The 26,868-nt window shown below is 74.4% G+C and carries 20 protein-coding genes, 1 tRNA gene and 1 pseudogene; 12 read left to right on the top strand and 10 right to left on the bottom strand.

The window, feature by feature from the left end:
- Window positions 1–190: 190 nt before the first annotated feature.
- From VSR01_RS13970 to VSR01_RS13955, 4 genes and pseudogenes are all read left to right on the top strand, one after another.
- Window positions 191–898, top strand: a complete 708-nt coding sequence (locus tag VSR01_RS13970) for a DUF501 domain-containing protein (RefSeq protein ID WP_442785452.1) — start codon at window positions 191–193, stop codon at window positions 896–898.
- Window positions 895–1,906, top strand: a pseudogene (locus VSR01_RS13965) (Ppx/GppA phosphatase family protein). Before VSR01_RS13970 ends, VSR01_RS13965 begins: the two are co-directional and overlap by 4 nt.
- Window positions 1,907–2,046: 140 nt before the next feature.
- Window positions 2,047–3,267 (top strand): acetyl-CoA C-acetyltransferase, encoded by a 1,221-nt coding sequence (locus tag VSR01_RS13960; RefSeq protein WP_326449540.1) that lies wholly within the window; start codon window positions 2,047–2,049, stop codon window positions 3,265–3,267.
- Between the two features lie 300 nt (window positions 3,268–3,567).
- Window positions 3,568–4,683, top strand: a complete 1,116-nt coding sequence (locus tag VSR01_RS13955) for a hypothetical protein (protein WP_442785451.1) — start codon at window positions 3,568–3,570, stop codon at window positions 4,681–4,683.
- 167 nt (window positions 4,684–4,850) lie between these two features.
- Here the strand turns inward: VSR01_RS13955 and VSR01_RS13950 are convergent, their stop codons facing one another.
- Window positions 4,851–5,177: a hypothetical protein gene (locus VSR01_RS13950; RefSeq protein ID WP_326449538.1), complete on the bottom strand. Its 327-nt coding sequence runs from the start codon at window positions 5,175–5,177 to the stop codon at window positions 4,851–4,853.
- A gap of 212 nt (window positions 5,178–5,389) precedes the next feature.
- Between VSR01_RS13950 and VSR01_RS13945 the strand changes: the two genes are divergently transcribed.
- Window positions 5,390–5,623: a DUF4287 domain-containing protein gene (locus VSR01_RS13945; protein WP_326449537.1), complete on the top strand. Its 234-nt coding sequence runs from the start codon at window positions 5,390–5,392 to the stop codon at window positions 5,621–5,623.
- 35 nt (window positions 5,624–5,658) lie between these two features.
- Here the strand turns inward: VSR01_RS13945 and VSR01_RS13940 are convergent, their stop codons facing one another.
- The gene (locus VSR01_RS13940; RefSeq protein WP_326449536.1) at window positions 5,659–6,648 is read right to left on the bottom strand and encodes a Bax inhibitor-1/YccA family protein; all 990 of its coding nucleotides are present in this window, start codon (window positions 6,646–6,648) and stop codon (window positions 5,659–5,661) included.
- Between the two features lie 229 nt (window positions 6,649–6,877).
- On the opposite strand from VSR01_RS13940, the gene VSR01_RS13935 reads away from it, so the two are divergent.
- Window positions 6,878–7,750: a bifunctional DNA primase/polymerase gene (locus tag VSR01_RS13935; protein ID WP_326453651.1), complete on the top strand. Its 873-nt coding sequence runs from the start codon at window positions 6,878–6,880 to the stop codon at window positions 7,748–7,750.
- Window positions 7,751–7,764: 14 nt separating this feature from the next.
- On the opposite strand, the gene VSR01_RS13930 is transcribed toward VSR01_RS13935, so the two are convergent.
- The 4 genes from VSR01_RS13930 to VSR01_RS13915 form a co-directional block, all read right to left on the bottom strand.
- A tRNA-Leu gene (locus VSR01_RS13930) sits at window positions 7,765–7,848 on the bottom strand.
- A gap of 303 nt (window positions 7,849–8,151) precedes the next feature.
- The gene (locus VSR01_RS13925; RefSeq protein WP_326449535.1) at window positions 8,152–9,483 is read right to left on the bottom strand and encodes a cyclopropane-fatty-acyl-phospholipid synthase family protein; all 1,332 of its coding nucleotides are present in this window, start codon (window positions 9,481–9,483) and stop codon (window positions 8,152–8,154) included.
- Between the two features lie 285 nt (window positions 9,484–9,768).
- Window positions 9,769–11,205: an NAD(P)/FAD-dependent oxidoreductase gene (locus VSR01_RS13920; protein WP_326449534.1), complete on the bottom strand. Its 1,437-nt coding sequence runs from the start codon at window positions 11,203–11,205 to the stop codon at window positions 9,769–9,771.
- A 373-nt stretch (window positions 11,206–11,578) separates the two neighbouring features.
- The gene (locus VSR01_RS13915) at window positions 11,579–12,697 is read right to left on the bottom strand and encodes an SGNH/GDSL hydrolase family protein (protein ID WP_326449533.1); all 1,119 of its coding nucleotides are present in this window, start codon (window positions 12,695–12,697) and stop codon (window positions 11,579–11,581) included.
- A 225-nt stretch (window positions 12,698–12,922) separates the two neighbouring features.
- Between VSR01_RS13915 and VSR01_RS13910 the strand changes: the two genes are divergently transcribed.
- Window positions 12,923–14,320: a cystathionine beta-synthase gene (locus VSR01_RS13910; RefSeq protein WP_326449532.1), complete on the top strand. Its 1,398-nt coding sequence runs from the start codon at window positions 12,923–12,925 to the stop codon at window positions 14,318–14,320.
- A 374-nt stretch (window positions 14,321–14,694) separates the two neighbouring features.
- On the opposite strand, the gene VSR01_RS13905 is transcribed toward VSR01_RS13910, so the two are convergent.
- The 3 genes from VSR01_RS13905 to VSR01_RS13895 all read right to left on the bottom strand — a co-directional run bounded on the left by VSR01_RS13905 (window position 14,695) and on the right by VSR01_RS13895 (window position 19,741).
- Window positions 14,695–15,657, bottom strand: a complete 963-nt coding sequence (locus VSR01_RS13905; protein WP_326449531.1) for a MurR/RpiR family transcriptional regulator — start codon at window positions 15,655–15,657, stop codon at window positions 14,695–14,697.
- 368 nt (window positions 15,658–16,025) lie between these two features.
- A complete protein-coding gene (locus VSR01_RS13900; protein WP_326449530.1) occupies window positions 16,026–18,200 on the bottom strand; it encodes an MMPL family transporter in 2,175 nt (724 codons plus the stop codon).
- Between the two features lie 218 nt (window positions 18,201–18,418).
- The gene (locus tag VSR01_RS13895) at window positions 18,419–19,741 is read right to left on the bottom strand and encodes an AMP-binding protein (RefSeq protein WP_326453650.1); all 1,323 of its coding nucleotides are present in this window, start codon (window positions 19,739–19,741) and stop codon (window positions 18,419–18,421) included.
- A 104-nt stretch (window positions 19,742–19,845) separates the two neighbouring features.
- Here VSR01_RS13895 and VSR01_RS13890 point away from each other — a divergent pair, with 104 nt between their 5' ends.
- Window positions 19,846–20,268 carry a hypothetical protein gene (locus VSR01_RS13890; protein ID WP_326449529.1) on the top strand — a complete coding sequence of 141 codons (423 nt, stop codon included), beginning with the start codon at window positions 19,846–19,848 and terminating at the stop codon, window positions 20,266–20,268.
- Window positions 20,269–20,373: 105 nt separating this feature from the next.
- Window positions 20,374–20,919: a hypothetical protein gene (locus VSR01_RS13885; RefSeq protein ID WP_326449528.1), complete on the top strand. Its 546-nt coding sequence runs from the start codon at window positions 20,374–20,376 to the stop codon at window positions 20,917–20,919.
- 57 nt (window positions 20,920–20,976) lie between these two features.
- Here VSR01_RS13885 and VSR01_RS13880 read toward each other — a convergent pair whose 3' ends face one another.
- Window positions 20,977–22,320, bottom strand: coding sequence for a diaminopimelate decarboxylase (locus VSR01_RS13880; RefSeq protein WP_442785450.1), 1,344 nt, complete (start codon window positions 22,318–22,320; stop codon window positions 20,977–20,979).
- A 183-nt stretch (window positions 22,321–22,503) separates the two neighbouring features.
- Here VSR01_RS13880 and hutU point away from each other — a divergent pair, with 183 nt between their 5' ends.
- The 3 genes from hutU to VSR01_RS13865 all read left to right on the top strand — a co-directional run bounded on the left by hutU (window position 22,504) and on the right by VSR01_RS13865 (window position 26,839).
- Window positions 22,504–24,162, top strand: a complete 1,659-nt coding sequence (gene hutU / locus VSR01_RS13875) for a urocanate hydratase (protein WP_326449526.1) — start codon at window positions 22,504–22,506, stop codon at window positions 24,160–24,162.
- 125 nt (window positions 24,163–24,287) lie between these two features.
- Window positions 24,288–25,484: an allantoate amidohydrolase gene (locus VSR01_RS13870; RefSeq protein WP_326453649.1), complete on the top strand. Its 1,197-nt coding sequence runs from the start codon at window positions 24,288–24,290 to the stop codon at window positions 25,482–25,484.
- Window positions 25,475–26,839 (top strand): formimidoylglutamate deiminase, encoded by a 1,365-nt coding sequence (locus tag VSR01_RS13865; RefSeq protein WP_326449525.1) that lies wholly within the window; start codon window positions 25,475–25,477, stop codon window positions 26,837–26,839. The genes VSR01_RS13870 and VSR01_RS13865 overlap by 10 nt, the downstream gene beginning before the upstream one ends.
- Window positions 26,840–26,868 lie beyond the last annotated feature (29 nt).

Here is a 26,868-nt window from a genome sequence, read left to right as displayed (position 1 = left end):
CCCGCGGCCCTTGTCCGTACGCGTGTCCGTACGCGTGTCCGTACGCGCGCGGCCCCGCGGTCCGCACCCGCCGCCCTCGCCGTCCCGCACTCCCCGCAGCCCGCATAGCCTCCACACCCTCCGCACACCCCTTCGCGCGCCGCGTGCCCCGCGCCGCGCGCGCCCGACTCCCCACCGGACGAAACGGCACATGAACACCTCCCCGGACCACGCGGCCGCCGCGGCCGACCCCGCAGACCACCCCGGCCGCGCCGTGCGCGCCGCACCGACCGAGGCCGACGTCGCCGCCGTGCGCGCCCAGCTCGGCCGCCCGCCGCGGGGGCTGCGCGCGGTCGCGCACCGCTGCCCGTGCGGCAACCCCGACGTGGTCGAGACGCAGCCGCGGCTGGAGGACGGCATGCCGTTCCCGACGCTGTACTACCTGACGTGCCCGCGGGCCGCCTCCGCCATCGGCACGCTGGAGGCGGACGGCGTGATGAAGCGGATGACCGCGCGGCTGGAGCAGGACCAGGAGCTGGCGGCCGGCTACCGCGCGGCGCACGAGGACTACCTCGCCCGGCGCGACGCGATCGAGGTGCTGGAGAACTTCCCGAGCGCCGGCGGCATGCCCGACCGGGTGAAGTGCCTGCACGTGCTGGCCGGCCACGCGCTGGCGGCCGGCCCCGGCGTCAACCCGCTCGGCGACGAGACGCTCGCGCTGCTCCCGCAGTGGTGGGCCAAGGGGCCGTGCGTGCCGCTGCCGGAGGCCGGGCCCGGGGCTGGAGCCGAGGCTCCCGGGGCCGCGTCCGCGGCTGCACCCGACGACGTGCCCGCCACCGGCCCGGGCGACGTGCCCGCCACCGGCCCGGACGACGCGACCGCGGCCGGCCCCGACGACGCGAAGGAGACCGGCCGGTGACGACCCGTGTGGCCGCGATCGACTGCGGCACCAACTCCATCCGGCTGCTGGTCGCCGACCTGGACCCGGCGACCGGGGAGCTGACGGACCTCGACCGCAGGATGCGGATCGTCCGGCTCGGCCAGGGCGTCGACCGCACCGGCCGGCTCGCCCGACGCGCTGGAGCGCACCTTCGCCGCCTGCCGGGAGTACGCCGCGGTGATCCGCGAGCGCGGCGTGCCGGCCGGCCGGGTGCGGTTCGCCGCCACCTCCGCCTCGCGCGACGCGGAGAACCGCGCGGACTTCGTGCACGGCGTCGTGGAGATCCTGGGCGTCGAGCCCGAGGTGGTCTCGGGCGACCAGGAGGCGCAGTTCTCCTTCACCGGCGCCACCCGCGAGCTGACCGCCGCGCACGGCTTCGCGGCGCCCTACCTGGTGGTGGACATCGGCGGCGGCTCCACGGAGTTCGTCCTCGGCGGCGGCACGGGCTCCGGCGCCGGCGCCCGCACGGGCTCCGGCGGCAGCGGCGGCAGCAGCGGCAGCGGCGAGGTCACCGCCGCCCGCTCCGTGGACATCGGCTGCGTCCGCCTCACCGAGCGCCACCTCGTGCACGACGGCACGGTCACCGACCCGCCGACGCCCGAGCAGGTCGCCGCGATCACCGCCGACATCGACGCCGCGCTGGACGAGGTCGCCCGGCACGTCCCGCTGGACCGCACCCGCACCCTGGTGGGCCTGGCCGGATCGGTCACCACCGTCGCCGGCATCGCCCTCGGCCTGCCCGCGTACGACTCGGCGGCCATCCACCACTCCCGCGTCCCCCTGGACCGGGTCCGCGCGATCAGCGCCCGCCTCCTCGCCGCCACCCACGCCGAGCGCGCCGCGATCCCGGTGATGCACGAGGGCCGCGTCGACGTGATCGCCGCCGGCGCACTGATCCTGCTGCGCATCATGGAACGCCTCGCCGCCCCGGAGGTCGTGGTCTCCGAACACGACATCCTCGACGGCATCGCCTGGTCGCTGGTGTGAGGCGGGGCGTACCATCGCGGTTAAGCAAGCGCTCAGAAAGTAGCCGGGGTCACAGCGGCGTGCTGGTGACTCGCTGCGATACGTACCGGTAACTTCCGTGTGAGTCCTGCCAGGCCCGCCCAGCCCGAGGAGTGCCCGCGATGCCCGAAGCCGTCATCGTCTCAGCCGCCCGTTCGCCCATCGGCCGTGCCTTCAAGGGGTCGCTGAAGGAGCTGCGCCCGGACGACCTCGCCGCCACGATCATCAGGACCGCGCTGGACAAGGTGCCGCAGCTCGACCCGCGCGACATCGACGACCTGATGCTCGGCTGCGGCCTGCCGGGCGGCGAGCAGGGCTTCAACATGGGGCGCATCGTCGCCGTGCAGATGGGCATGGACCACCTGCCGGGCTGTACGGTCACCCGCTACTGCTCCTCCTCGCTGCAGACCACGCGGATGGCGCTGCACGCGATCCGGGCCGGCGAGGGCGACGTCTTCATCTCGGCCGGCGTCGAGACCGTCTCACGCTTCGCCAAGGGCAACTCCGACAGCCTGCCCGACACCATGAACCCGGTCTTCGACGAGGCGCGGGCGCGTACCGACCGCCGCGCCGAGGAGGGCGGCGGAGAGTGGCACGACCCGCGCGAGGACGGCGCGGTGCCGGACGCGTACATCGCGATGGGCCAGACCGCCGAGAATCTCGCCGCGCTCAAGGGCATCACCCGCCAGGAGCAGGACGAGTTCGGCGTGCGCTCGCAGAACCTCGCCGAGCAGGCCCTCAAGAACGGCTTCTGGGAGCGGGAGATCACCCCGGTCACGCTGCCCGACGGCACGGTGGTCGCCGCCGACGACGGCCCCCGCCCCGGCGTCACCATGGAGGGCGTGGCCGGCCTGAAGCCGGTCTTCCGCCCCGACGGCACGGTCACCGCCGGCAACTGCTGCCCGCTCAACGACGGCGCCGCGGCCCTGGTCGTCATGTCCGACACCAAGGCCAGGGAACTGGGCATCACCCCGCTGGCCCGGGTGGTCTCCACCGGCGTGTCCGCGCTGTCGCCGGAGATCATGGGCTACGGGCCGGTGGAGGCGTCGCAGCAGGCGCTGCGCCGGGCCGGGATGAGCATCGGCGACATCGACCTGGTCGAGATCAACGAGGCGTTCGCCGCACAGGTCATCCCCTCCTACCGCGACCTGGGCATCGACCTGGACCGGCTGAACGTCAACGGCGGCGCGATCGCGGTCGGCCACCCGTTCGGCATGACCGGCGCGCGGATCACCGGCACGCTCATCAACAGCCTCCAGTTCCACGACAAGCAGTTCGGCCTGGAGACCATGTGCGTGGGCGGCGGCCAGGGCATGGCGATGGTGCTCGAGCGGCTGTCCTGAGCAGGTCGGCGGGCCTTTCGCGGGCCCACGGTGACGCTGTGGCACCGGACGGCTGCGCTGTGCACGGTGTGTGACATACGTCGCAATGAATTCGCCCCCGGGGTGTGGATTTTCCCGGGGGCTTTGCGTTCTCCCAGGTCAGGAGGGGTTTGTTCGGAGGCGGCAGTGGGGCAGACCCGGCAATCCATGACGTTCCGTACTGCGGGGGCCAGGGGTTTACCGGCAGAGTGATGTGTGGGGAAAGTTTCGTCCACCGCCCGGATGGGCAATGCTCGGGTCGCTTCAGTCGGGAGTACGTCAGTGAGCGCCAACTTCACCGTCCTTCTGGTGGCCGCCGGTCTCGCCGCGGCCGCGGCGTCCGCCGCCCTGGTCGCCGCCCGTGGCGCCCGCCGCGAACTGTCCGCGCTGCGGCGGGACGTGCGCGAGCTGCGCGACCTGTCCGCGGCCGGCGTGCCGGCGCCGCGCGAGACGCCGGTGTCGGCGCGCGAGGTGCGCAGCGCGGTCGCCGAGGCGCTCGCCGACGAGCGGGAGCGCGAACTCGCCGAGGCCCGCGCGTTCTGGGCCGAGCAGGAGGCCCGCGAGAGCGCGGGCGACGGCTTCTTCCGCACCGGGCTGCCGGGCTTCGACGCGTTCGAGGACCTGGACGCGTTCGCCGCGCCCGACGAGCCGCGGCAGCGGCAGGAGCCGGGCGGCGCGGCCGGGGGGCTCGCCGGCGGCCTGTCCGGACTGCCGTACCTGCCGCGCCAGGCGGACTTCGCCGGCCTGGAGCCGCCGTGCGAGCCGAACCGCGACCCGGCGCGCGAGGCGCGCCGGCAGCCGGGGCTGGAGAAGGATCTCGACGCGGCCCTGGAGGGCGGCAGGGAGGCCGCGGCGCGCGGCGCCGAGCCCCAGGGCGCTGCGGGCGTGCCGGGCGTCGAGGCGGGCGCACAGGCCCCCGAGGCGGCCGGAGCGACCGACACGGCCGGAGCGCCCGGGCCGAGCGGGGCGACCGGAGCGCCTGGACCGAGCGGGGCGACCGGAGCGCCCGGGCCGAGCGGGGCGACGGAGGCGATACGTCCGGCGCCCGGCGCGATCCCGCACCCCTCGGGGCCCGACTTCGCCCCCTCCCCGGTGGTCGCCTCCCGCGACCAGACCGCGGACCGGCTCGCCGACCTCGCCGACGGGCGGATACCGCTGTCGGACGTCCGCCCGGGGCCGCTGGGCACGCTCGACGTCTACGTCTTCGCCGACGGCACCACCTTGTGCATGACTCCCGGCCACCGCGAGACCGCGCTCAAGCTCTGCGACGCCCTGGACCGCGGCGAGGTCCCGGTCCTCCAGGGCGGCTCCGCGATCGCCGGCGCGTACGCGCTGACCTTCGCGTACGGCGAGGAGAGCGTCTACATCCTCGCGGACCGCGTGGTCGCCTCGCTCTGAGCCGTGGCCGCGTCCGTCGCTCGGACGCGGCCGGTCCGCCGGGCAGCCGGGCAGCCGGGGCAGACGGGTCCGCCGGGGCAGCCGGGGCGCGGACGGGTCCGCCGGGCAGACGGGTCCGCCGGGCAGACGGGGCCGCCGGGCGAACCGGACCGGCCCGACGAGCCCGATCAGCCGGCCGACCGCGCCGTGCCGGCCAGCAGCTCCATCGCCTCGGCGCGCACCCGCGGCCCGTTGACCGGGTCGGCCTCGACCGCGCGGGCCAGGTCGTGGCCGGCGACGGCGAGTTGGTCGCCGACCGCGAAGATCCCGTCGTCCGGCAGCTCGTACGGGACGCGTCCCGGCGACTCCAGCTCCTGCGCGCGGCGGGCCAGCCAGCGGGCCAGTGCGAGCGCCTCGGCGGCGAGCCCCCCGGACCGCAGCCGGCTCTGCGGCAGCGCCCGCAGGCGCGACGCGAGCCGGTCGACGGTGCCGTTGAGGGTGTCAGGGTGCGGCATGCCGCCGACCCTACCCCCGGCCCCGGGCCCCCGGCCCCCGGGCCCGCGAGAGGCCCGGCGAAGTGCCCCGCGCGACGCCTGGTGCGACGCCGGGTCCGAGGCCGGGCGCCGTCCCGTCCGGGGCGCGGCGCGAACCGGGGTGGACGGGATGGTTGCCAACAACCGACCACTCGGGCACGGTGGGGTGACCGGACCACATACCGGAGGCGCCGATGTCCCAAACGCACTTCTCCGAGGAAACCCACCGGAACCTGCTCGACCACATCCCCCAGTGCACCGGCCGCGAGGTCAGCGACTGGCTGCGCGCCGTCGCCGACGGCCCCTCGTTCCTCCGCTTCGACGAGAAGGTCAGCTGGCTGCGCAGCGAGCACGCGCTCTCCTACGGCCACGCGAAGGCCATCGTCCACGAGTACGACCTGCGACGGGCCGCGCGCAACCTCCTCTAGCCGCCCGCCCCCTGCCCCTGCACCGTACCGACCCCCTATGACGCCGGCGGGCCGCCGGGGCGGCGACTCGCGTCGACCCCGGCGGCCCCCGCCGCCGTCGCCCGCTCCCGCGGGCCGCGCCGGCTGCAGTCGCGCAGGATCGCGATCAGCCGCAGCAGTTCGAGGTAGATCCACACCAGCGACAGCGTCAGCCCGAACGCCGCCAGCCACGACTCGTTGCGCGGCGCGCCGCCGCGGATGCCGTTCTCGATCTGCTGGAAGTCCAGCGACAGGAAGAACGCGCCGAGGCAGACGCCCAGCAGGCAGAACACGATGCCGAGGCCGCCGGTGGCCAGGCCCAGGCCGTTGCCCGAGCCGAACGCGGCGAACAGCAGGTTCACCGCCATGGCGAGGATGAAGCCCACCGCGATGGCCATGCCGACGCGCTGGTAGCGGGCGGTGACGCGGATGATCCGCGCGCGGTAGGCCAGCAGCATCCCGGCGAACACCGCCATCGTGCCCAGCACCGCCTGGACCGGCGCGCCCTGCCACGCGTCGTTGTAGTACCGGCTCAGCACCCCGAGGAACAGGCCCTCGAACACCGCGTAGCCGAGGATCAGCGCCGGCGCGGGCGTGCGCTTGAACGCCTGGATCATCGCCAGCACGAAGGCGACCAGCGCCGCGCCGTAGGCGACGCCGATCTGGTCCTTCAGCGCGAACCAGCCGATCACCACGCCGAGCACCACCGTGCCCAGCGTCGTCGCGGTCCGCATGACGACGTCGTCCATCGTCATCCGGCCGGTCTGCGCGGGCCCGGCGGCCGGGGCCGCGTACATCTCCTCCATCTGCCGCGCGCTGAGGGGCTGCTGGTCGTACGGATTGCGAGGTGCCTGTGCGTACGGGTTCGCGCCGGGGCCGCCCTGCGGACCCTGTCCGTAGGCGCCCTGGCCGTACGCCCCCTGGGCGGCGGGTCCGGGACCGAAACCGGCGTACCGGCTGTCCTGGGTGAAGCCCCGCCGGGTGAAGACCGGGTTGCTGCTCCTCATGTCTCTCCTCCATCGCCGCGATCTGCGACTGTGCCTCAAGGGTAATGGCTTGGTAAAACTCGCGCCGTACGCCTGGAGGACGACATTCCCCCTCGGGGGTGATCCATGGCGCGAGGGGGCGCCGGGGGAGCGGTTCACCCGTTTCGCGCTGGACGCTGTCGGTCCGGCGCGGTATCACTGAGGAGTGCAGACGAACACGCGTTCGAACATCGGCATCAGGGAGCAGCCCATGCCACGCCCCGACCACACCCGTGCGCTGCACGCGGCGCTGCTCACCGCCGCGCGCGGCCTGCCGGTCATCCCGCTGTCCCGCACCAAGCTGCCCGCCGTCCGCTCCCCGCACCGGGGCGAGGCGGGCACCGTGACCTGTCGGGGCGCCTGCGGCCGGCCCGGTCACGGGGTGCACGACGCCACCACCGACCCGGCCCGGATCCGCGCGATGTTCGCCCTCGCACCCTGGGCGACCGGTTACGGCATCGCCTGCGGCGTCGCGCCCGCCTTCCTGGTCGGCGTGGACCTCGACGTGAAGCACGGCGCGGACGGCGTGACCGCGCTGCGCGCGCTGGCCGACGCGCACGGCTTCACGGTGCCGCCGACGATCACCGTGGTGACGCCCTCCGGCGGTCGCCACCTGTGGTTCATGGCGGACGCGCCGGTGCCGAACTCGGTGGGCCGGCTGGCCCCCGGCATAGACATACGGGGCGCCGGCGGCTACGTGGTGGGCCCGGGCTCCCGCACGGTCGCCGGCCGCTACCTGCTGGCCCCGGGCTCGGTCGGCCACCCCCTCGCCGAGGCCCCGGACGCGCTGCTCGCCCTGGCGATGCCGCCCGCCCCGCCGCCGCGCCCGCCGCTGGAGGAGGCGGCGCCGCGCCACCCGGCGGAGAAGCGCGCCGCGGCGCTGGTCAGATTCGTCCTGGACAGCCAGGAGGGCGAGCGCAACGGCCGCCTCTTCTGGGCGGCCTGCCGCGCCTACGACGCCGGCTTCGGCGAGGCCCTGGCGCCGGCCCTGGTCACCGCGGCCGTCCACACCGGCCTGAGCGAGCGCGAAGCAGCCGCGACCGTCGCCTCGGCCGGCCGCCTCCGGGCGTCCGCAGAGCCCTGAAAGGGCCCTGGGAGTGCCCGGAGCCGGACTTGAACCGGCACGCCCACCAAGGGGCAGCGAGGTTTAAGCTCGCCGTGTCTGCGTTCCACCATCCGGGCCGGCGGGGCGCAGTGAAAGCGTATCCGGGTCGGGCGACGTGAACAGGACGCCCTAGTTGTCATGTTGTCTTATTTTAGGGGTTACTGACGTAGCGTCAGCCCTGTTCCACGCCTTCAGCCGCACCACAGAAGCCGTTCCCCTCCGCGTCACTCCTCACGCACAAGTGACGTGAAATCGCTCTGCGCAACCGGGGCATGGGGGGCGCGAGGGGCGCGCCCGGGGGCGCGAAAAGGGGCGCGAAGGGGTGTGGGCGGCGCGCGGGGACGCCGCCGAGGGGGCCCGCGAAGAACGCGCGTGCGGACTCAGGAGAGCCAGGAACGCCTGGTCGGGGGCAACCCTGACCTCCCGTCGGCGGGTGTGCGGACCGCCAGCACCTGGTTCACGCCGATCCGGTTGCGCTCGAACGAGACCGCCGACGCCGCCATGTACAACCGCCACACCCGGGCCCGGCCGGGAGACGTCGCGGCTACCGCCTGCTTCCAGTTCGCCTCCAGGTTCGCCACCCACGCGCGTAGCGTCCGCGCGTAGTGCTCGCGCAGCGCCTCGACGTCCCGGACCTCGAAACCGGCTTCTTCCAGCCGCGACACCGTCACGCCGATCGGCGCCAACTCCCCGTCGGGGAAGACGTACCGGTCGATGAACTCGTCGATCCGGTACTCCTCCTCGGCGCGCAGCGGACGCCGGCCGATCTGGTGGTTGAGCAGCCGGCCGCCGGGCGCCAGCAGCGCGTACAGGTCCTGCGCGTACTCCAGATACCGCTCGCTGCCCACGTGCTCGGCCATCCCGATCGACGAGATCGCGTCGTACGGTCCGTCCCTGACGTCGCGGTAGTCCTGCACCCGGATCTCGATCCGGTCGGTCAGCCCGGCGTCGGCCACCCGCTTGCGGGCCAGCGCCGCCTGCTCCACGGACAGCGTGACGCCGGTCGCCCGCACCCCGTAGTGCTCGACGGCGTGCAGCACCATCGACCCCCAGCCGCAGCCGACGTCCAGCAGCCGCTGCCCCTCGCGCAGCCCCAGCTTGCGGCAGACCAGATCCAGCTTGGCCCGCTGCGCCTCCTCCAAAGTGCCCGCGCCCTGCGGCAGTTCGGGCCACACCGCGCACGAGTAGACCAGCGACGGGCCGAGCACCAGGCCGTAGAAGTCGTTGCCCACGTCGTAGTGGTGGGCGATCGCCTCCTTGTCGCGGCGCTTGGTGTGCGCGATGCCGGCCCGGCGGCGCACCTCCTCCTGCGGCGCGACCGGCGGCAGCCCGGGGCCGGCCAGCGCCAGCGCCTCGCGGGCCAGCCGGTAGGTCGCCGGGTCCCGCAGCGCGCTCGCGGTGCGGCGCAGCGAGCGGAGCGCGGTCGGGGGCGTCTCGGGCTCGTCGCGGTCCCAGAACAGGCCGGAGAGCAGGTCGAGCGCGGTGTAGAGGTCGCCGTCGACGTCGAGGTCGCCGGCCACCCAGGCGCGCGCCAGGCCGAGTTCGCCGGGGCGGTAGAGCAGGCGGCGCAGCGCGCGGCGCCTGCGGACGACGAGTGCGGGTGCGCCGGAGGGCCCGGCCTCGCTGCCGTCCCAGGCGCGCACGCGCAGCGGGAACGGCGACGAGAGGGCGTGTTCGGCGAAGGCGAGGATGCGGGAAGCCGAGTCAGCCATGGTTCCGAGGTTACGACCGGGGATCGCGCCTGACACGCACATTTACCTTGTACGTACATCTATTTTTGCGCGGGAGTACCGCCGGGCGGGTGAACGCCGGCCCGGGGCGCGCGGGAGCGTCGGGCGTGCGGCGGGAGCGTCGGGCGCGCGGGAGCCTCGGGCGTGCAGGGGGCGTCGGGCATGCGGGCGGAACGCCGAAGGGCGCCCGCACCACGGATGGCGGGCGCCCTTCGGGGCTGTGCGGGCCGGGAGCCCGGGGCCTCGCGACCCGGTCCGGCCCCCGGCTCAGGAAGCCGTGGCCTTCTCGGCCGTCTTGTCGGCGGAACCCGCGGAACCCGCGGCGCTCGCCGGACCCGCCGCGGCGGCCGGCGCGGCCACCGCCGCCTGCTGGGTCCGCGGCGGACGCGCGGCCTCGTAGAACTCCTCGCGCGGGTTCTCGATCGCGCCGAGCGAGACCACCTCGCGCTTGAGGAACATGCCGAGCGTCCAGTCCGCGAAGACCCGGATCTTGCGGTTCCAGGTGGGCACCGCCAGGCCGTGGTAGCCGCGGTGCATGTACCAGGCGATGCGGCCCTTGAGCTTGATCTTGGTCTTCTTGCCCAGGACGATCATCGCGACGCCCTTGTGCAGGCCGAGACCGGCGACCGCGCCCTTGTTCGCGTGCTTGTAGTCGGCCTGCGGGAAGCCCCGCATGCCCGAGACCACGTTGTCGCCGAGGACCTTGGCCTGGCGCAGCGCGTGCTGCGCGTTCGGCGGGCACCAGGCGCCCTCGCCGGCCGCCAGGTCCGGGATCTGCGCGTTGTCGCCCGCGGCCCAGATGTAGTCGGTGCCCTTGACCTGAAGGGTCGGGGCGGTGTCCACGTGGCCGCGCGGGCCCAGCGGCAGGCCGAAGGAGGCCAGCGCCGGGTTGGGCTTGACGCCCGCGGTCCACACGATGGTGGACGCGTCGACCTCCAGCCCGTTGGCGAGCACCACATGCTTGTCGACGCAGGACTTCATCGAGGTGTTGAGGTAGACCTCGATGCCGCGCTCCTGGAGGTGCTCCAGGCCCCACTTGCCGAGCTGCGGGCCGACCTCGGGGAGGATCTTGTCCGCGGCGTCGACGAGGATGAAGCGCATGTCCTCGCGCTTGACGTTGGGGTAGTAGGCGGCGGCGTCGCGGGCCATGTCCTCGACCTCGCCTATGGTCTCCGCGCCGGCGAAGCCGCCGCCGACGAAGACGAAGGTGAGGGCCTTGCGGCGGATCTCCTCGTCCGTCGTGGAGTCGGCCTTGTCGAGCTGCTCCAGGACGTGGTTGCGCAGGCCGATGGCCTCCTCGACACCCTTCATCCCGATGCCGTTTTCGGCCAGGCCGGGGATCGGGAAGGTGCGGGAGACCGCGCCCAGCGCGATCACCAGGTAGTCGAAGGGCAGCTCGTAGGACTCGCCCACGAGCGGCTCGACCGAGGCGACCTTGCGGTCCTGGTCGATGGAGGTGACCCGCCCGGTGAGCACCTCGGCCCCGGGCAGCACGCGTCGCAGCGGGACGACGACATGCCGCGGGGAGATGCTGCCGGCTGCGGTTTCCGGGAGGAAGGGCTGGTACGTCATGTACGAGCGCGGGTCGACGACCGTGACGGTCGCCTCGCCGTACCGCATCTTCTTCATGATGCGGCGCGCCGCGTACAGGCCGACGTACCCGCCGCCTACGACGAGAATACGAGGACGCTCCGTGGTGCTCATGCTTTGAGTATGGAGCACGGGCGGACCCCTCCCTCGTGAGCCCCTTCACAAGGTGCTGGACACCTTCTGCTACACTGCGCGGCCCCACGACCTGGGGTTGCGCGCCCCTTCCGGCGCCCGTCCGGGCCGCGGCCCACGGGCACCCCGCTGAGCAGCGTAGATCGTCGGTCCGACACCTGGGGGACGGGTGGCCGCAACGCGCCCGAAACACTCACCGGCCAGGGATTCCAGGGGAATTGGGGCCGGAAGCCTTGGAAAGACGGGCCATCCGGCGGGAACTTCATGTGAAGAGTTTCACAAAGGATTTCCGCGTCTCGCCCGCCGGACAGCCCCGGAGCCGCCCGCACACTGCTCACCAGGCAGGATGCCGCGCTCAGCCGAGCGCCGACGAGCCCTCGACGTGCGGCGCGTCCCGGTCCGCGTCCCCCGAGCCGGGCGCGTCCAGCGGCCGGCGGCGGCGCCGCTTCAGCAGCGCCCAGCGGGCCCGGTGCGCCGCGCCCGGCTGCGCCGGCGTGACCTCGGTGCCGCCCTCCGCGACCGCCTCGGCCGCCGCCTGGTCCACCGGCAGGAAGCCCTCGCCGCGCCGCGCGTCCGGCCGCTCGTCGGCCTCCGGCCACAGCCCCAGCGACGCGCACAGCGTCGGCAGCACCGCCATCGCCGCGGTCGCGTAACCCTCGGCCGACGGATGGAAGTTGTCCGGCCCGAACAGCTCGCGGGGCCGCGCCTCGAACTCCGGCCCCAGCAGGTCGCCGAGCGAGACCGTGCGCCCGCCCAGCTCCACCACCGCGATCGTCTGCGCCGCCGCGAGCTGCCGGCTCGCCCGCCGGGCCAGCCAGCGCAGCGGCTGGTACACCGGCTCCACCGAGCCCAGGTCGGGGCAGGTGCCCACGACCACCTCGACGCCGGCCTCGCGCAGCCGGCGCACCGCGTCCGACAGCAGCCGCACCGAGGTGGACAGCGGCATCCGGTGCGTCACGTCGTTCGCGCCGATCATCAGCACCGCCACGTCCGGTGGCACCGCCTCCGGCGGTCGCGGGCGCACCGGCTCCGGCAGCCCCGACGCGCCGGTCACCTGCGGCGGCCGCGCCGGCGCGACCCCCAGCAGCAGGTCCACCTGGCGCGCCAGATCGTCCGAGCGCGCGCCCGGCCGCGCCACGTTCACCAGCCGCACCGGGCGCTCGGCGACGGCCGCGAGCCCGGAGGCCAGCAGCGCGCCGGGCGTCTCGCGGGCCCGGCGCACCCCCTGCCCGGCGGCCGTGGAGTCACCCAGGAAGCCCAGCCGCAGCGGCGGCTCGTCGCCCTGGTGCGCGAAGGCCGAGCCGTACCGCCCGTCGGCCCGCGGCGGCACGTCGCCCGAGCCGCCGACCACCCGCTTGGCCAGCCGCACCTCGGTCAGCAGCAGCCCGGCGGCCGCCCCGCCGAGCAGGCCGACCCCGCCGCCGCCGTACGCCGCCGCGGTCACGATCCGCCGTGCCACCCTCGCCCTCGACATCGAGCCGACCACCTCCCGTTTCGCCACTCCGCCGTCCGCCGGCCCCGTGCCCCCGCCGGTCTTTTCCCGGGCCGCCCGCGCCCCGACGCCGCCCGCACCGTACAAAGGTGGTGCCCGGCACGGTACAGATGTCAACGCGGACACCGCCGCGGACGTTTCGTGCGGGACGCACGGGCCGCCACCAATAGGCTGACCGGACCATCACGGAGAACCCGGAGACACACGGTGCAGTTTCACGACTCGATGATCGACCTCGTCGGCAACACCCCGCTGGTGAGGCTCACCAGCGTGACCGAGGGCATCCAGGCGACCGTCCTGGCCAAGGTCGAGTACTTCAATCCCGGCGGCTCGGTGAAGGACCGCATCGCGCTGCGCATGATCGAGGCCGCGGAGCGCAGCGGCGAGCTGAAGCCCGGCGGCACCATCGTGGAGCCGACGTCCGGCAACACGGGCGTCGGCCTGGCCATGGTCGCCCAGCGCAAGGGCTACCACTGCGTCTTCGTCTGCCCCGACAAGGTGTCCACGGACAAGATCAACGTGCTGCGCGCGTACGGCGCCGAGGTCGTGGTCTGCCCCACCGCGGTGGACCCCGAGCACCCGGACTCGTACTACAACGTGTCCGACCGGCTGGTGCGCGAGACCCCCAACGCGTGGAAGCCCGACCAGTACAGCAACCCCAACAACCCGCTGTCGCACTACCACTCCACCGGCCCCGAGCTGTGGGAGCAGACCGAGGGGCGGATCACCCACTTCGTGGCCGGCGTCGGCACCGGCGGCACCATCTCCGGCACCGGGCGCTACCTGAAGGAGGTCAGCGACGGCCGTGTCCAGGTGATCGGCGCCGACCCCGAGGGCTCGGTCTACAGCGGCGGCTCCGGCCGCCCCTACCTGGTCGAGGGCGTCGGCGAGGACTTCTGGCCCACCGCGTACGACCGCGAGGTGGCCGACGCGATCGTGGCCGTCTCGGACAAGGACTCCTTCCAGATGACCCGGCGGCTGGCCCGCGAGGAGGGCATGCTGGTCGGCGGCTCGTGCGGGATGGCGGTCGTCGCGGCGCTCCGGGTCGCGGCGGAGCTCGGGCCCGACGACGTGGTGGTGGTGCTGCTGCCGGACAGCGGTCGCGGCTACCTGTCGAAGATCTTCAGCGACGAGTGGATGAGCTCGCACGGCTTCCTCGACGACGGGGAGGGCGAGCCGCGGGTCGCCGACGTGCTCGCGGACAAGCAGGGCGCCATCCCGAACCTGGTGCACATGCACCCCGAGGAGACGGTCGGGCAGGCCATCGAGGTGCTGCGCGAGTACGGCGTCTCGCAGATGCCGGTGGTCAAGCCGGGCGCCGGGCACCCGGACGTGATGGCCGCCGAGGTGATCGGCTCGGTGGTGGAACGCGACCTGCTCGACGCGCTGTTCAGCAAGCGGGCCACCCTGGAGGACCCGCTGGACCGGCACCTGTCGGCGCCGCTGCCGCAGGTCGGCTCGGGCGAGCCGGTGGGCGACCTGATGGCGGTGCTGGAGCGCGCGGACGCGGCGATCGTGCTGGTGGAGGGCAAGCCGACGGGCGTGGTCAGCCGCCAGGACCTGCTGTCCTTCCTGGCCGGCCACGGCGGCGGCGGGGCCGTCTGAGGGGTTCGCGGAACTGGTACACCCGCGACACGTCCGCGCAGCACGCGCTTAACAAGCCTCCGGCACATTGGGTGATGTCGCACCGGGCGGGACCTGACGGACCGGCCGGCGCGGCGCACCGAACGGCACCAGGGCTTCCGGAGCGGCTCCCGGACTCCATGGTCGCCCGGACGCGTCGGCCCGGCCCTGACCCGGCCCGCGTCCCGCGGGAACCGCCGTCGTCCCGCCCTCCGAGTCACCTCGGGGGTGCGGCGGTTCCCGCCCGTCTTCTTTTCTGCTGCTTTTCCGCTTTTCCGCTTCTGTGCCCCCCGATTTCTCCGCGCCCCGATCGCGGGCCTGGCCGGCCGCCGCGCCGACCGCGGCCTGGCCCCGCCTCAGTCGACGAAGAGGCCGCGGGCCGCCGCGTGCGCGTCGAACTCCTCCAGGCGGGCCTGGGCGTCCGGCAGGTCGTCGCACATCGACTCCAGGAGCACCCGGCCGAGCAGCATCGGCGCGCAGGCCGTGTCGAAGGCCAGCCCGGTGCCGACCGCGGCCGGCAGCAGCAGGTCGGTGTGCGCGGCGACCGGTGCGAAGGCGCTGTCCGCGACGGTCACCACGGTCAGCCCGGCAGCCCTGGCGTGGCCGAGCGCGTCCACCACCTCGCGCGGGTGCCGGGGCAGCGCGAAGCACAGCAGCGCGCTCGCGCCGGCCCGCGCCGCGCCGTCGATCCGGTCGGCGAGCATCGTGCCGCCCTCGTCCAGCAGGCGTACGTCCGGGTGCACCTTGGCGGCGAAGTACGCGAAGCCGCGGGCCTGCGCGCCGGCCGCCCGCAGACCCAGCACCGGCAGCGGCCGGGAGGCGGCGAGCAGCGCGCCCGCCCTGGCCACCGGCGCGGGGTCGGCGAGCAGCGCGGCCAGGTGCCGCAGGTTCTCGATCTCGGCGTGCACGGCCTGCTGGTACTCGTTGTACGCGGCCGACCGCGCGGGCTGCCGCGCCGGCGCGACCTCCCGCAGCCGGCGGCGCAGCGCCGGGTAGCCGTCGAAGCCGAGGGCGACCGCGAACCGCGTCACCGACGGCTGGCTGACCCCGGCCAGCTCCGCGACCTCCACGCTGGACAGGAACGGCGCCTCCGCGGCCTTGCGGACCAGGCAGTGCGCGATCCTGCGCTGCGTGGGCGTGAGCCGGTGCGCCTCGAAGAGCTTCAGCAGCCGCGCGGAGGAGTCCTCGGCGCCGCCCGGGCCGTCGTCCCCCGCGCCCGCGTCGCGCGTGACGCTCTCGGCGCCGCCCGTGTCGTCGCAGCCCGTGTCGGCGCCGCCCGTGTCGGCGCCGTCGGCGTCCGCGCCCGTGTCCCCGGCCATCTCCCCGGCCATCTCCCCGTACCGTCCGTCCCCTGCCGTCGTCTTATTCACCGTGCGTCGAGGGTGCATGAGGATATGCAGCCAGGCAAGCCGGGAGGGCGCGGCCCGCCGGGGCCGGGATTCCGGAACGGCCACGCCGCTCGCCGGGCCCGAGTGCCGGTAAGCCCGCGCCCGCACGCCGGACGGCGGCCCCGCGCCCGCACACGCCGGACGGCGGCCCCGCGCCCGCACACGCCGGACGGGCGGCCCCGCGGCCGGCCGTGAAGCCGTACCGCCGGACCGCCCGTCCGGTCACGCCGTGCGTCGCGCGCGAGGTGTCCGCTTGTGCGAGGTGCCCGCGCGAAACGTTCCTGCCGAAGGCCCGCGTCTCAGCCGCGCCGCGAGTACTCGTCCGGCTCCCGCTCGCGCAGGTAGCCGCCCGCCTCGCCGCCGTGCGGCAGCGACCGGTCCGCCGTGTCGCGGTCCGCGTGCCCGGGCCACCACGCGGCGTGCCCGATCAGCGCGGTGAGGCTCGGCGTGAAAAACATCGCCATCACGAACGCCGCGACCACGATGCCGAACGCGACGGTGAAGCCCATCTCGGTGAGGAAGTCGTTGCCGCCCAGCATCAGCGTCGCGAACGTGGCCGCCAGGATGAAGCCCGCCGCGCCGATCGTGGGGCCCGCGTGCTTGAGCGCCTCGCTGGCCGCCTCGCGTGGCTCGCGTCCCTCCCGTGCCTCTTCGCGGAGCCGGGCGATCATCAGGATGTTGTAGTCGGTGCCGATCGCCACCACGAACAGGTACATGATGATCGGCAGCAGGAAGATCAGCCCGTCGCCGCGGCCGAAGATCCACACCGTGGCGCCCAATGTCGCCCCGAAGCCGAGCGCCACGGAGGCGATCAGATACCAGGGCGCCACCACACTGCGCAGCAGCAGCCCCAGGATGATCATGATGAGCACCGCGGCCACCGGGAAGACCGTGCGGTAGTCGTGGTTCACGGCCGCGTTGATGTCCCTGAAGATCGAGGACGAGCCGCCGACCAGCGCCTCGGTGCCGGGCGGCGCGTTGTCGTGGGCGACCGTGCGGATGTCCCCGGCGGTGGCAATGGCCTTGTCGCTGGCCGCCTCGTACTTCAGCGTCACGGTGTAGTTGGCCGTGGTGCCCGCCTTGTTGAGGTCCTTGGACCGGTCGAAGGCGACGCTGCCGACGCCGTCGACGCCGCGCAGCTTGTCGGCGTACCCGTTCAGGTCGCCGCTCAGCGGCTTGCCGTCGGAGCTGCTGAGGTAGACGTTGGTCGGCTCGGCGGCGCCGGCGGAGTACGCCTTGGTCAGCGTGTCCTGGACGATCATCGACTCCTTGGTGTCCGGGATGGAACCGGACGCCAGGTCGTACGACGCCTTGTAGCTGAAGGTACCGATCGCCAGCACCAGCATCACCAGGCCGGACGCGATCGCCACGAGCGCGGGCTTGTTGCCCACCAGGCGGCCGAAGGTGGCGTACCGGGTGCCGGTCGGCTCCTGCTTCCACTTCTTGCCGGGCCAGAACAGCGCCCGCGGCGGAATCAGGGAGAAGATCGCCGGGAAGAGGGTGAGGCCGGCGATCAGCGTGACCGCGACCAGGATCGCCAGGGCCGGACCCAGTTGGGTCAGGAAGGACAGGGTGGACAGCGTCAGGGCGAGGAAGGAGATGATGACCGCGCCGGCCGCCGAGGCGATCGCCTCGCCGACCCTTGTGACGGCGTTCACCATGGCCTGCTTGGGCTCGTCACCCGCCCGCAACCGTTCCCGGTAGCGGAACATCAGGAACAGGAAGTAGTCGGTGCCGACGCCCAGCACCACCACGATCAGCAGCGCCGAGATGGACTGGTTCGCCTGGAGTCCGAAGACCTTCGTGGCGTCGGCGATCAGCGCGTTGGCGATCGCGAAGATTCCGATCAGGAGGAAGAGCGGCAGCACCGACACGATGGGCGACCGGAAGATGATCGACAGCGTGATGATGATGATCAGCACCGATCCGATCAGGCTCAGCTGGTCGGACGTCTTGCTGGCGTCCTGCTGGTCGAGGTTCTGTCCGGCCTGACCGCCGACCTGCACCTTCAGGTGGGTGCCCTTGGCCAGGGACGTGGAGTCCTCGCGCAGCGCCTTGGCCGCGTCGGCCTGTTTGGGCGTGCCGTTGTTCTTCTTGTCCATCTGCACCAGGGCGGTCTGGTACTTGCCGTCCTTGGAGACGGAGCCGTCCACGACCTTCTGGACCTGGTCGATCTTCTTCTGGCCCAGTTCCTTGGTGATGCGGGTGACGTCCGCCTTGTCGGCGGCGGTCAGCGCGGAGCCGTCGGAGCGCTGGTAGAGCACGATCGCGGCCGGGGTGAAGGCCTGGGGAAACGCCTTCTCCTGGAGGTTCATGGCCTTGATCGACTCGTAGCTGCTCGGCAGGAAGCTGCTCTCGTCGCTGTTGGACGGCAGGCTCGGCGCGGTGGCGACGATCGCCACGGCGGCGATCACCCACGCGACGATCGTCCAGATCGGATGGCGGACGACTGTGCGTCCGATGCGGTGGAACATGCGGTGCTGCCTCCATGGCAGGACGTATCACCGCCACCCTTTGGAGCGGTACCCGGGTATCGGCGACCCGGGCGGCGCCTCGGCCGCCCGGTGTGGGGTGGGTTTGCGAACCCTGAGCTTACTTGCCGCCCGGCAAGCGGCAAATCCAGGGGTCCGTTCCCGGTCCGGGCGAGCAAGAGATTCCCCCTCCCGGCGGCCGGGCCTCTACGCCTATCCCGTCACGCTCCGGGGAGCAACCTCTTTTGCGGCTTGCCCATGGCGTTGCGCGGCAGCTCGGCCAGGAACCGGACGGTGCGCGGACGCTTGTGCACCGACAGCAGCGCGGCCACGAAGTCGGTCAGCTCGGCGGCCGTGACGCCGTCCGCCACCACGTAGGCCACGATCTCCTCGCCGAGGTCGGGGTGCGGCGCGCCGATCACCGCGGCCTCGCGTACCGCCGGATGGGCGAGCAGCGCGTTCTCCACCTCGCCCGCGCCGATCCGGTAGCCCCCGGACTTGATCAGGTCGGTGGAGGCGCGGCCGACGATCCGGTGGGTGCCGTCGGCGTCGATCGAGGCGATGTCGCCGGTGCGGAACCAGCCGTCGGCGGTGTACGAGGCGGCGGTGGCGTCGGGCCGGCCGAGGTAGCCGTCGAAGAGGGTGGGGCCGGTCAGCTGCAGCTCGCCGATGCCGTCGGCGGACTCCTCGATCCGGGTGGCGATCCCGGGCAGCGGGGTGCCGACCGCGCCGGGCAGCCGCGGCCCGTCGGCGCGGGCGCTGACCGTGATCAGGGTCTCCGTCATGCCGTAGCGCTCGACCGGAGCCTGCCCGGTCAGCTCGCGCATCGCGTGGAAGACCGGCGCGGGCAGCGGCGCGCTGCCGGAGACCAGCAGCCGGGCGCCGGACAGCGCGCGGGCCGCCGCCTCGTCGCGCGCCACCCGCGTCCACACGGTGGGCACGCCGAAGTAGAGGCTGCCGCCGGCCGCCGCGTAGGCCGCGGGCGTGGGCCGGCCGGTGTGCACCAGCCGGCTGCCGGTGCGCAGCGCGCCGAGCACGCCGAGCACCAGGCCGTGCACGTGGAACAGCGGCAGGCCGTGCACGAGGGTGTCGTCGGCGGTCCACTGCCAGGCGGCGGCGAGCGCGTCGAGGTCGGCGGCCAGCGCGGCGCGGCCGAGCACCACGCCCTTGGGCGGGCCGGTGGTGCCGGAGGTGTAGAGGACCAGGGCGGCGTCTCCGGCGGGCGGGCCGGTGAAGTCGGCGCGCTCGGCGAAGTCGACCGGGAGCAGTTCGGCGCCCGAGTCGCGCAGCAGGTGCTCGCGCTCGGCGGGTCCGGCGTCCGGCGCGACCGGCACCAGGGGCACGCCGGCCAGCAGGGCGCCGACGGCCGCCGCGACGGTCTCCAGCGACGCCGTCGCCTCCACCGCGAACGCCTTGGCGCCCGCCGCCCTGCGGGCCACCGCGCCGGCCGCGCCGAGCAGCTCCTCGTAGGAGCAGGAGCGCCCGGCCACCGTCAGCGCGTCGGGGCGGTCGCCGCCCGAGCCCGCGTGCAGGGCGGTGAGCACAGGGGCGAGAAGCACGGCGATCCTCCTGAAGGACGGCATACCCCCGGGCAAGTCGGGGGCTAACCCCAGTGTCGCCCACGCGGCTCCGCTCCTACGGTGGGGCCATGGACGCCCGCGACCCGGAACTGAAGAAGGAACTGTCCGCGACCCTGCAGGCCCGCAAGGACCTCGGCGCGGACTACGAGTCGGAGCTCGTCGACTCGTTCATGGACAAGGTGGCCGCACGCGTGGACAGCCACGTGGAGCAGCGGGTGCGACGGGAACTGGCCCAGCAGCAGACGTCGTTCGCCCGCGCCGACCGCCGCCCGATCGGCCCGCCCTCGCCCAACCCCCGCTTCGCCCGCTACGGCTTCGCGGGCGTCACCCTGGTGCTGGCGATCCCGCTGTCCGCGATCGGCGCGGTGCAGGCGGGCGCGGGCGGCCTGTTCATCACCTGGGCGGGCATCGTCGGCGTCAACGTCGCGCAGAGCGTGACGGGCCTGTTCACCCGGGACCGGCAGGAGACGGCGAAGGACGACTGGTCGTAGGAGGACCGGGCGCGGGGCGGCGGCCGTCCCGCTCCTTAAGGAAAATCTGAGATTCGCTGGCTACCCTCCCGAGCACCTTGACGGTCGACGAGGAGGGAGTGCGACGTGGTGCGCGGGGCCTACACATTGGCTCGGGTGGCGGTGGCGGTGCGGGCGGCGGCGTGCTGGCTGTGGTGGCTCGGCGTGGTCGCGGCGGCGCCCGGCACCGCGGTGACGTTCAGCCCGACCGGGCGGCGGATCGGCGTCATGGCCGGCGCGGCGCTGTTCCTGGTGGCCGCGGCGGTCGCCTTCCTGGTGCGCGGCGGGCGCTACGGCGAGCGGGCCAGGGGCGCGTCCCGGGCCGCGAAGTCCGTCTTCCTCCAGGACCGCAAGGTGACCGCGCGCGCGTGGCTGCGCCGGCGGCGGTGGTGGCTGGCGGCGGCCTTCGTCGTGGCGCTCGCCTCCTCGGCGGCGCTGCCCTGCGCGGGCGGCATGCTGCTGGCCGGGATCGGCGCGGGGATGTGGTTCAGGTCCCGCCGGATCGCGCGGATCGAGCGCTCCCGCGACGCCCTGCTGTGGGTGCGCCCGGACGGCGACCGTACGCACTACCAGCTCACCGGGATCGCCGCGGGCGACGCGGGCCCCGGCGGCGGCCCCCGCCGCCGCGGCTGAGCGCCCGCTGCATCCCGCGCCGGCTCGCCGCGTCAGACCGCCGCGCCGGGTCCCGCGTCAGACCCCGCGCCGCAGCCGCGGCAGCCCGCCGCCGCTCTCGGCGACCAGCTCCGCCTCGGTCTGCGCGACCCGCACCGGCGCGAAGTCGACCGCGCCGTCCGCGTGCGCGGTGAACGCGTGGACCGCGGGCCGGGGCAGGGAGTTGTAGGCGAAGTGGGTGGAGAAGTAGTACGCGCCGGTGTCCAGCAGCGCGACGTGATCGCCCGCCGCCAGCCGCGGCAGCTCTCGCCCGCGCGCCACCAGGTCGCCGGCGAAGCAGCAGGGCCCGGCGACGTCCTGGACCACCGGGTCGCCGGACTTCTCCCGGCCCTTGGGGTCCAGCGCCAGCACCCGGATCGGCCACGCCTCGGGTACGAACACGGTCCTGGTGGCCACCTGCGCGCCGGCGTGGGTGACCGCGATGGCCCGGCCGCCGGCCGACTTGGCGTACTCCACCCGGGCCAGCACCGTGCCGTTCTTCGCCAGCAGGGAGCGGCCGAACTCGGTGACCAGCCCGTACCGGCCGTCGAACAGCCCGGGGACCTCGGCGCGCAGCAGGTCCGCGTACGCGGCGAAGCCCGGCTCGTCGGCGTCGGAGCCGAAGTTGACGGGGAGGCCGCCGCCGATGTCGAGCACCTCGACCTGCTGGCGGCCGGCCGCCGCGTTGATCCGCTCGGCCAGCTCGTACGCCTCGCGGACGCCGGCCGCCATCAGCTCCAGCGGCACCCCTTGCGAACCGGTGTGGGTGTGCAGGCGGTTCATCCAGGGCCGCTCGGCGTAGGCGTCCAGCACCCACTCCAGGGCGCCCGGGTCGCGCAGCGCCACCCCGAACTTGGAGGTGGCGGTCGCCGTGCTCATCGCGCCGATGCTGCCCGCGCCGATCTGCGGGTTGACCCGCAGGCCGACCGGCGCGGCCGGGGAGCCGGCGGGCGCGGCGGCGCGCAGCGCGTCGATCCTGGCCAGCTCCTGCGGGTTGTCGGCGTTGACCGCGATGCCCAGGGCGAGGGCCTCGCGCAGCTCGGCCGCGGTCTTGGCGGGGGAGTCCAGCACGATCCGGTCGGCGGGGATGCCCGCGGCGCGGGCCAGCGCCAGCTCGCCGGGGCTGGCCACCTCCGCGCCGAGCCCCAGCTCACCGAGCAGCGCCAGCACCGGCACCAGGGACGCGGCCTTCACGGCGAAGGTGTGCGTGACGGCGACGCCGGGGGTGGCGAAGGCGGCGCGCAGCTCGGCCGTGCTGCGTTCGATGCCCGTGACGTCGAGCAGTCCCACGACCGGCTCGTGCTCGCCCACCAGTCCCCGGTCCACCGCAGCGCGCAGCGCGTGACCCCGCCGTATCCCCAGCTCATCCGTCATGACGGCCATCCCATCACCTCCCCGTTCGGCCCCGCCACCCCGGTCCGCCCCGCGGGACGGCGCGCGCGGGCGCCCCGGGGCCGGCCGCCGCCGCGGCCTTGTTGACTAGAGATATTCAGGTGGTCAGGATGTGAATGGACGGACACCACGACGAGACGCGGGCACCACCCGAGGCAAGAGGAGGCCGCAGCGATGACGGGACCGAGGCCGGTGCGCGCGCCGCGCGGGACGGAGCTGACCGCTTTGGGCTGGCAGCAGGAGGCCGCCCTGCGCATGCTGCAGAACAACCTCGATCCGGAGGTGGCCGAGCACCCGGAGAAGCTGGTGGTCTACGGCGGCTCCGGCAAGGCCGCCCGGGACTGGAACTCCTTCGACGCGATGGTCCGCACCCTGCGCGGCCTGAAGCAGGACGAGACGATGCTGGTCCAGTCCGGCCGGCCGGTCGGCGTCATGCAGACCCACGAGTGGGCGCCGCGGGTGCTGATCGCCAACTCCAACCTGGTCGGCGACTGGTCCACCTGGGAGGAGTTCCGCCGCCTGGAAGCCCTCGGGCTGACCATGTACGGCCAGATGACCGCCGGCTCGTGGATCTACATCGGCACCCAGGGCATCCTCCAGGGCACCTACGAGACCTTCGCCGCCGTCGCCGAGAAGCGCTTCGGCGGCAGCCTGGCCGGCACCGTCACGCTCACCGCGGGCCTGGGCGGCATGGGCGGCGCGCAGCCGCTGGCCGTCACCATGAACGGCGGCGTCGTCATCTGCGTCGACTGCGACCCGCGGGCCATCGAGCGCCGCATCGGGCACCGCTACCTCGACGTGCGGGCCGACTCCCTCGACGAGGCGCTGCGGCTGGCCGCCGAGGCCCGCGCCGCCCGCCGCCCGCTGTCGATCGGCGTGCTCGGCAACGCCGCCGAGGTGATGCCGCGCGCGCTCGCCATGGGCGCGCCCATCGACATCGTCACCGACCAGACCTCCGCGCACGACCCGCTGGCCTACCTGCCGACCGGCGTGGACTTCGCCGACATGGCGTCCTTCGCCGCCGAGAAGCCCGCCGAGTTCACCGAGCGGGCCCGCGCGTCGATGGCCCGGCACGTGGAGGCGATGGTCGGCTTCCAGGACGCGGGCGCCGAGGTCTTCGACTACGGGAACTCCATCCGCGGCGAGGCGCGACTGGCCGGGTACGAGCGGGCGTTCGCCTTCCCCGGCTTCGTGCCCGCGTACATCCGCCCGCTGTTCTGCGAGGGCCGCGGGCCGTTCCGCTGGGCCGCGCTGTCCGGCGACCCGGCCGACATCGCGGCCACCGACCGGGCCATCCTCGACCTGTTCCCGGAGAACGAGTCGCTGGCCCGCTGGATCAGGCTGGCCGGCGAGCGGGTCCACTTCCAGGGCCTGCCGGCCCGCATCTGCTGGCTCGGCTACGGCGAACGCGACCGGGCCGGCGAGCGGTTCAACGAGATGGTCGCCGACGGCACCCTCAAGGCCCCCATCGTGATCGGCCGCGACCACCTCGACACCGGCTCGGTCGCCTCCCCCTACCGCGAGACCGAGGGCATGCTCGACGGCTCCGACGCCATCGCCGACTGGCCGCTGCTCAACGCGATGGTCAACGTCGCCTCCGGCGCCTCCTGGGTCTCCATCCACCACGGCGGCGGCGTCGGCATCGGCCGCTCCCTGCACGCCGGCCAGGTCACGGTCGCCGACGGCACCGCGCTGGCCGGCGAGAAGATCCGCCGGGTGCTCACCAACGACCCCGGCATGGGCGTCATCCGCCACGTCGACGCCGGCTACGAGCGCGCCGAGGAGGTCGCCGCCGAGCGCGGCGTCCGCGTCCCGATGAGGGAGTCCGAGTGACCGGCGCGCCCCCCGGCGACACCCCGGGCGGGCCCGGCGGCCCCGCCCGGACCGGTGCGGGTGCGGGCGCCCCTGCCCGGACCGGTGCCGGCACCGGTGCCCGTGCCGGTGCGAGCTTCCACGAGATGTGGCGGGACCTCGCCCCCATCGGCCGCGACGCCGGCACGGGCGGCTACCGCCGCTACGCCTGGACCGGCGCGGACGCCGACTGCCGCGCGTGGTTTCGCGCCCAGGCCGAGGCGCGCGGCCTGGCCTACGAGGTCGACCGCAACGGCAACCAGTGGGCCTGGCGCGGCGACCCGGCCGCGGGCGACGCCGTCGTCACCGGCTCCCACCTGGACTCGGTGCCCGACGGCGGCGCCTTCGACGGTCCGCTCGGCGTCGTCTCCTCCTTCGCCGCCCTGGACGAGCTGGGCGCCCGCGGCGCGACCCCGCGCCGCCCGCTGGGCATCGTCAACTTCACCGACGAGGAGGGCGCCCGCTTCGGCGTCGCCTGCGCCGGCTCCCGACTCACCGCGGGCCGGCTCACCCCGCGGCGCGCCCGGGAGCTGCGCGACGCCGACGGCGTCACCCTGGCCGACGCGATGGAACGGGCCGGTCGCGACCCCGAGGCGATCGGCCCCGACCCCGAACGCCTCGCCCGCATCGGCGCCTTCGTCGAACTCCACATCGAGCAGGGCCGCGCCCTCGACCTCGGCGGCCACCGGGTCGGCGTCGCCTCCGCGATCTGGCCGCACGGCCGCTGGCGGTTCGACTTCGACGGCGAGGCCAACCACGCCGGCACCACCCGGCTGCAGGACCGCCGCGACCCGATGCTCACCTACGCCACCACCGTGCTCGCCGCCCGCAAGAAGGCGCGGCTGGCCGGCGCGCTGGCCACCTTCGGCAAGGTCGCCGTCGACCCGAACGGCGTCAACGCCATCCCCTCCCGGGTACGCGGCTGGCTGGACTCCCGCGCGGCCGACGAGGACACCCTCGCCGCGGTCGTCGCCGCGATCGAGCAGGCCGCCCGCGAGCGCGGAGCGCGCGACGGCGTCGCGGTCAGCGTCACCCGCGAGTCCTTCACCCCGGTGGTGGAGTTCTCCCACGAACTGCGCGACAGGCTCGCCGCCCTGGTCGGAGGGGGCGCGCCGGCCCCGGTGCTGCCCACCGGCGCGGGACACGACGCCGGAATCCTCTCCGAGGCCGTGCCGACCGCCATGCTGTTCGTGCGCAACCCCACCGGCGTCTCGCACTCCCCGGCCGAATCCGCCGCGGAGGACGACTGCGCCGCCGGGGTCGGCGCGCTGGCCGACGTACTGGAGGGTCTCGCGTGCGGGTGACGTACTGGCTGGAGCACGCCTGGCTGGACCCGGTGGTGGAGCCGGGCGTGCTGCTGACCGCCGACGGCGGGCGCGTCACCGAGCTGCGCACCGGCGTCGAGGCGCCCCCGCCCGGCGCGACCGTGCTGCGCGGCCTGGCGCTGCCGGGGCTGGCCAACGCGCACAGCCACGCCTTCCACCGGGCGCTGCGCGGCACCGTCCAGGTCGGCACCGGGACCTTCTGGACCTGGCGCGAGTTCATGTACTCCGTCGCCTACCACCTCACTCCCGACTCCTACTTCGACCTCGCCCGCGCGACCTACGCCGAGATGGCGCTGGCCGGCGTCACCTGCGTCGGCGAGTTCCACTACCTGCACCACCGGCCGGACGGCAGGCCGTACGCCGACCCCAACGCCATGGGCGAGGCGCTGATCGCCGCCGCCGCCGAGGCCGGCATCCGCATCACGCTGCTGGACACCGTCTACCTGCACGGCGGTCTGACCCGCGACGGCTACCGGCCGCTGGAGGGCGTCCAGGCCCGCTTCGGCGACGGCACCGCCGAGCGCTGGCACGACCGCTGGACCAGGCTGCGCGACGGGCACCCGGCCAAGGACGGCGAGCACGCCAGGATCGGCGCCGCGGTGCACTCGGTGCGGGCCTTCTCCGACCGGGACGGCTACGCCGACTTCGCCCGGTGGACGGACGGCGTGCCCACCCACGTGCACCTGTCCGAGCAGCCCGCGGAGAACGACGCCTGCGTCGCGGTGCACCGCCGCACCCCCGCCCGGCTGCTCGCCGACTCCGGCTTCTGGGGGCGGCACACCACGGCGGTGCACGCCACCCACCTCACCGGCGAGGACATCGGCCTGATCGGCCGGGCCCGCAGCACCGTCTGCATGTGCCCCACCACCGAACGGGACCTGGCCGACGGCATCGGCCCCGCGCCCCAACTGCGGCGCGCCGGCAGCGCGCTGAGCCTGGGCAGCGACAGCCACGCGGTGATCGACCTGCTCGCCGAGGCCCGCGCGATGGAGCTGAACGAGCGGCTGCGCAGCCGCAGCCGCGGCCACTGGACGGCCGGCCAGCTGCTGCGCGCGGCCACCGAGGACGGCCACGTGAGCCTCGGCTGGCCGGAGGCGGGCCGGCTGGAGACCGGTGCGCTCGCCGACTTCACCGTGATCGGGCTGGACTCGGTGCGCACCGCGGGCCCGGCGCCGCGGCTGGGCGCGGAGACCGCGGTATTCGCGGCGACCGCGGCGGACGTCCGGCACACCGTGGTCGGCGGACGTCAGGTCGTCGAGGACGGCCGGCACCTGCTGGTCGACGACGTGCCCGGGGCGCTGACCCGCTCGATCGCCGCCGCCCTGCACGGCTGATCCCGCCCGCACGCAGCGTCCGGCCCGCG

This window comes from Actinacidiphila sp. DG2A-62 (assembly GCF_035825295.1).
Lineage (GTDB): Bacteria > Actinomycetota > Actinomycetes > Streptomycetales > Streptomycetaceae > Actinacidiphila.
Note: the sequence above shows the minus strand (reverse complement) of the source record. Positions and strands in the feature narration are given on the sequence as shown.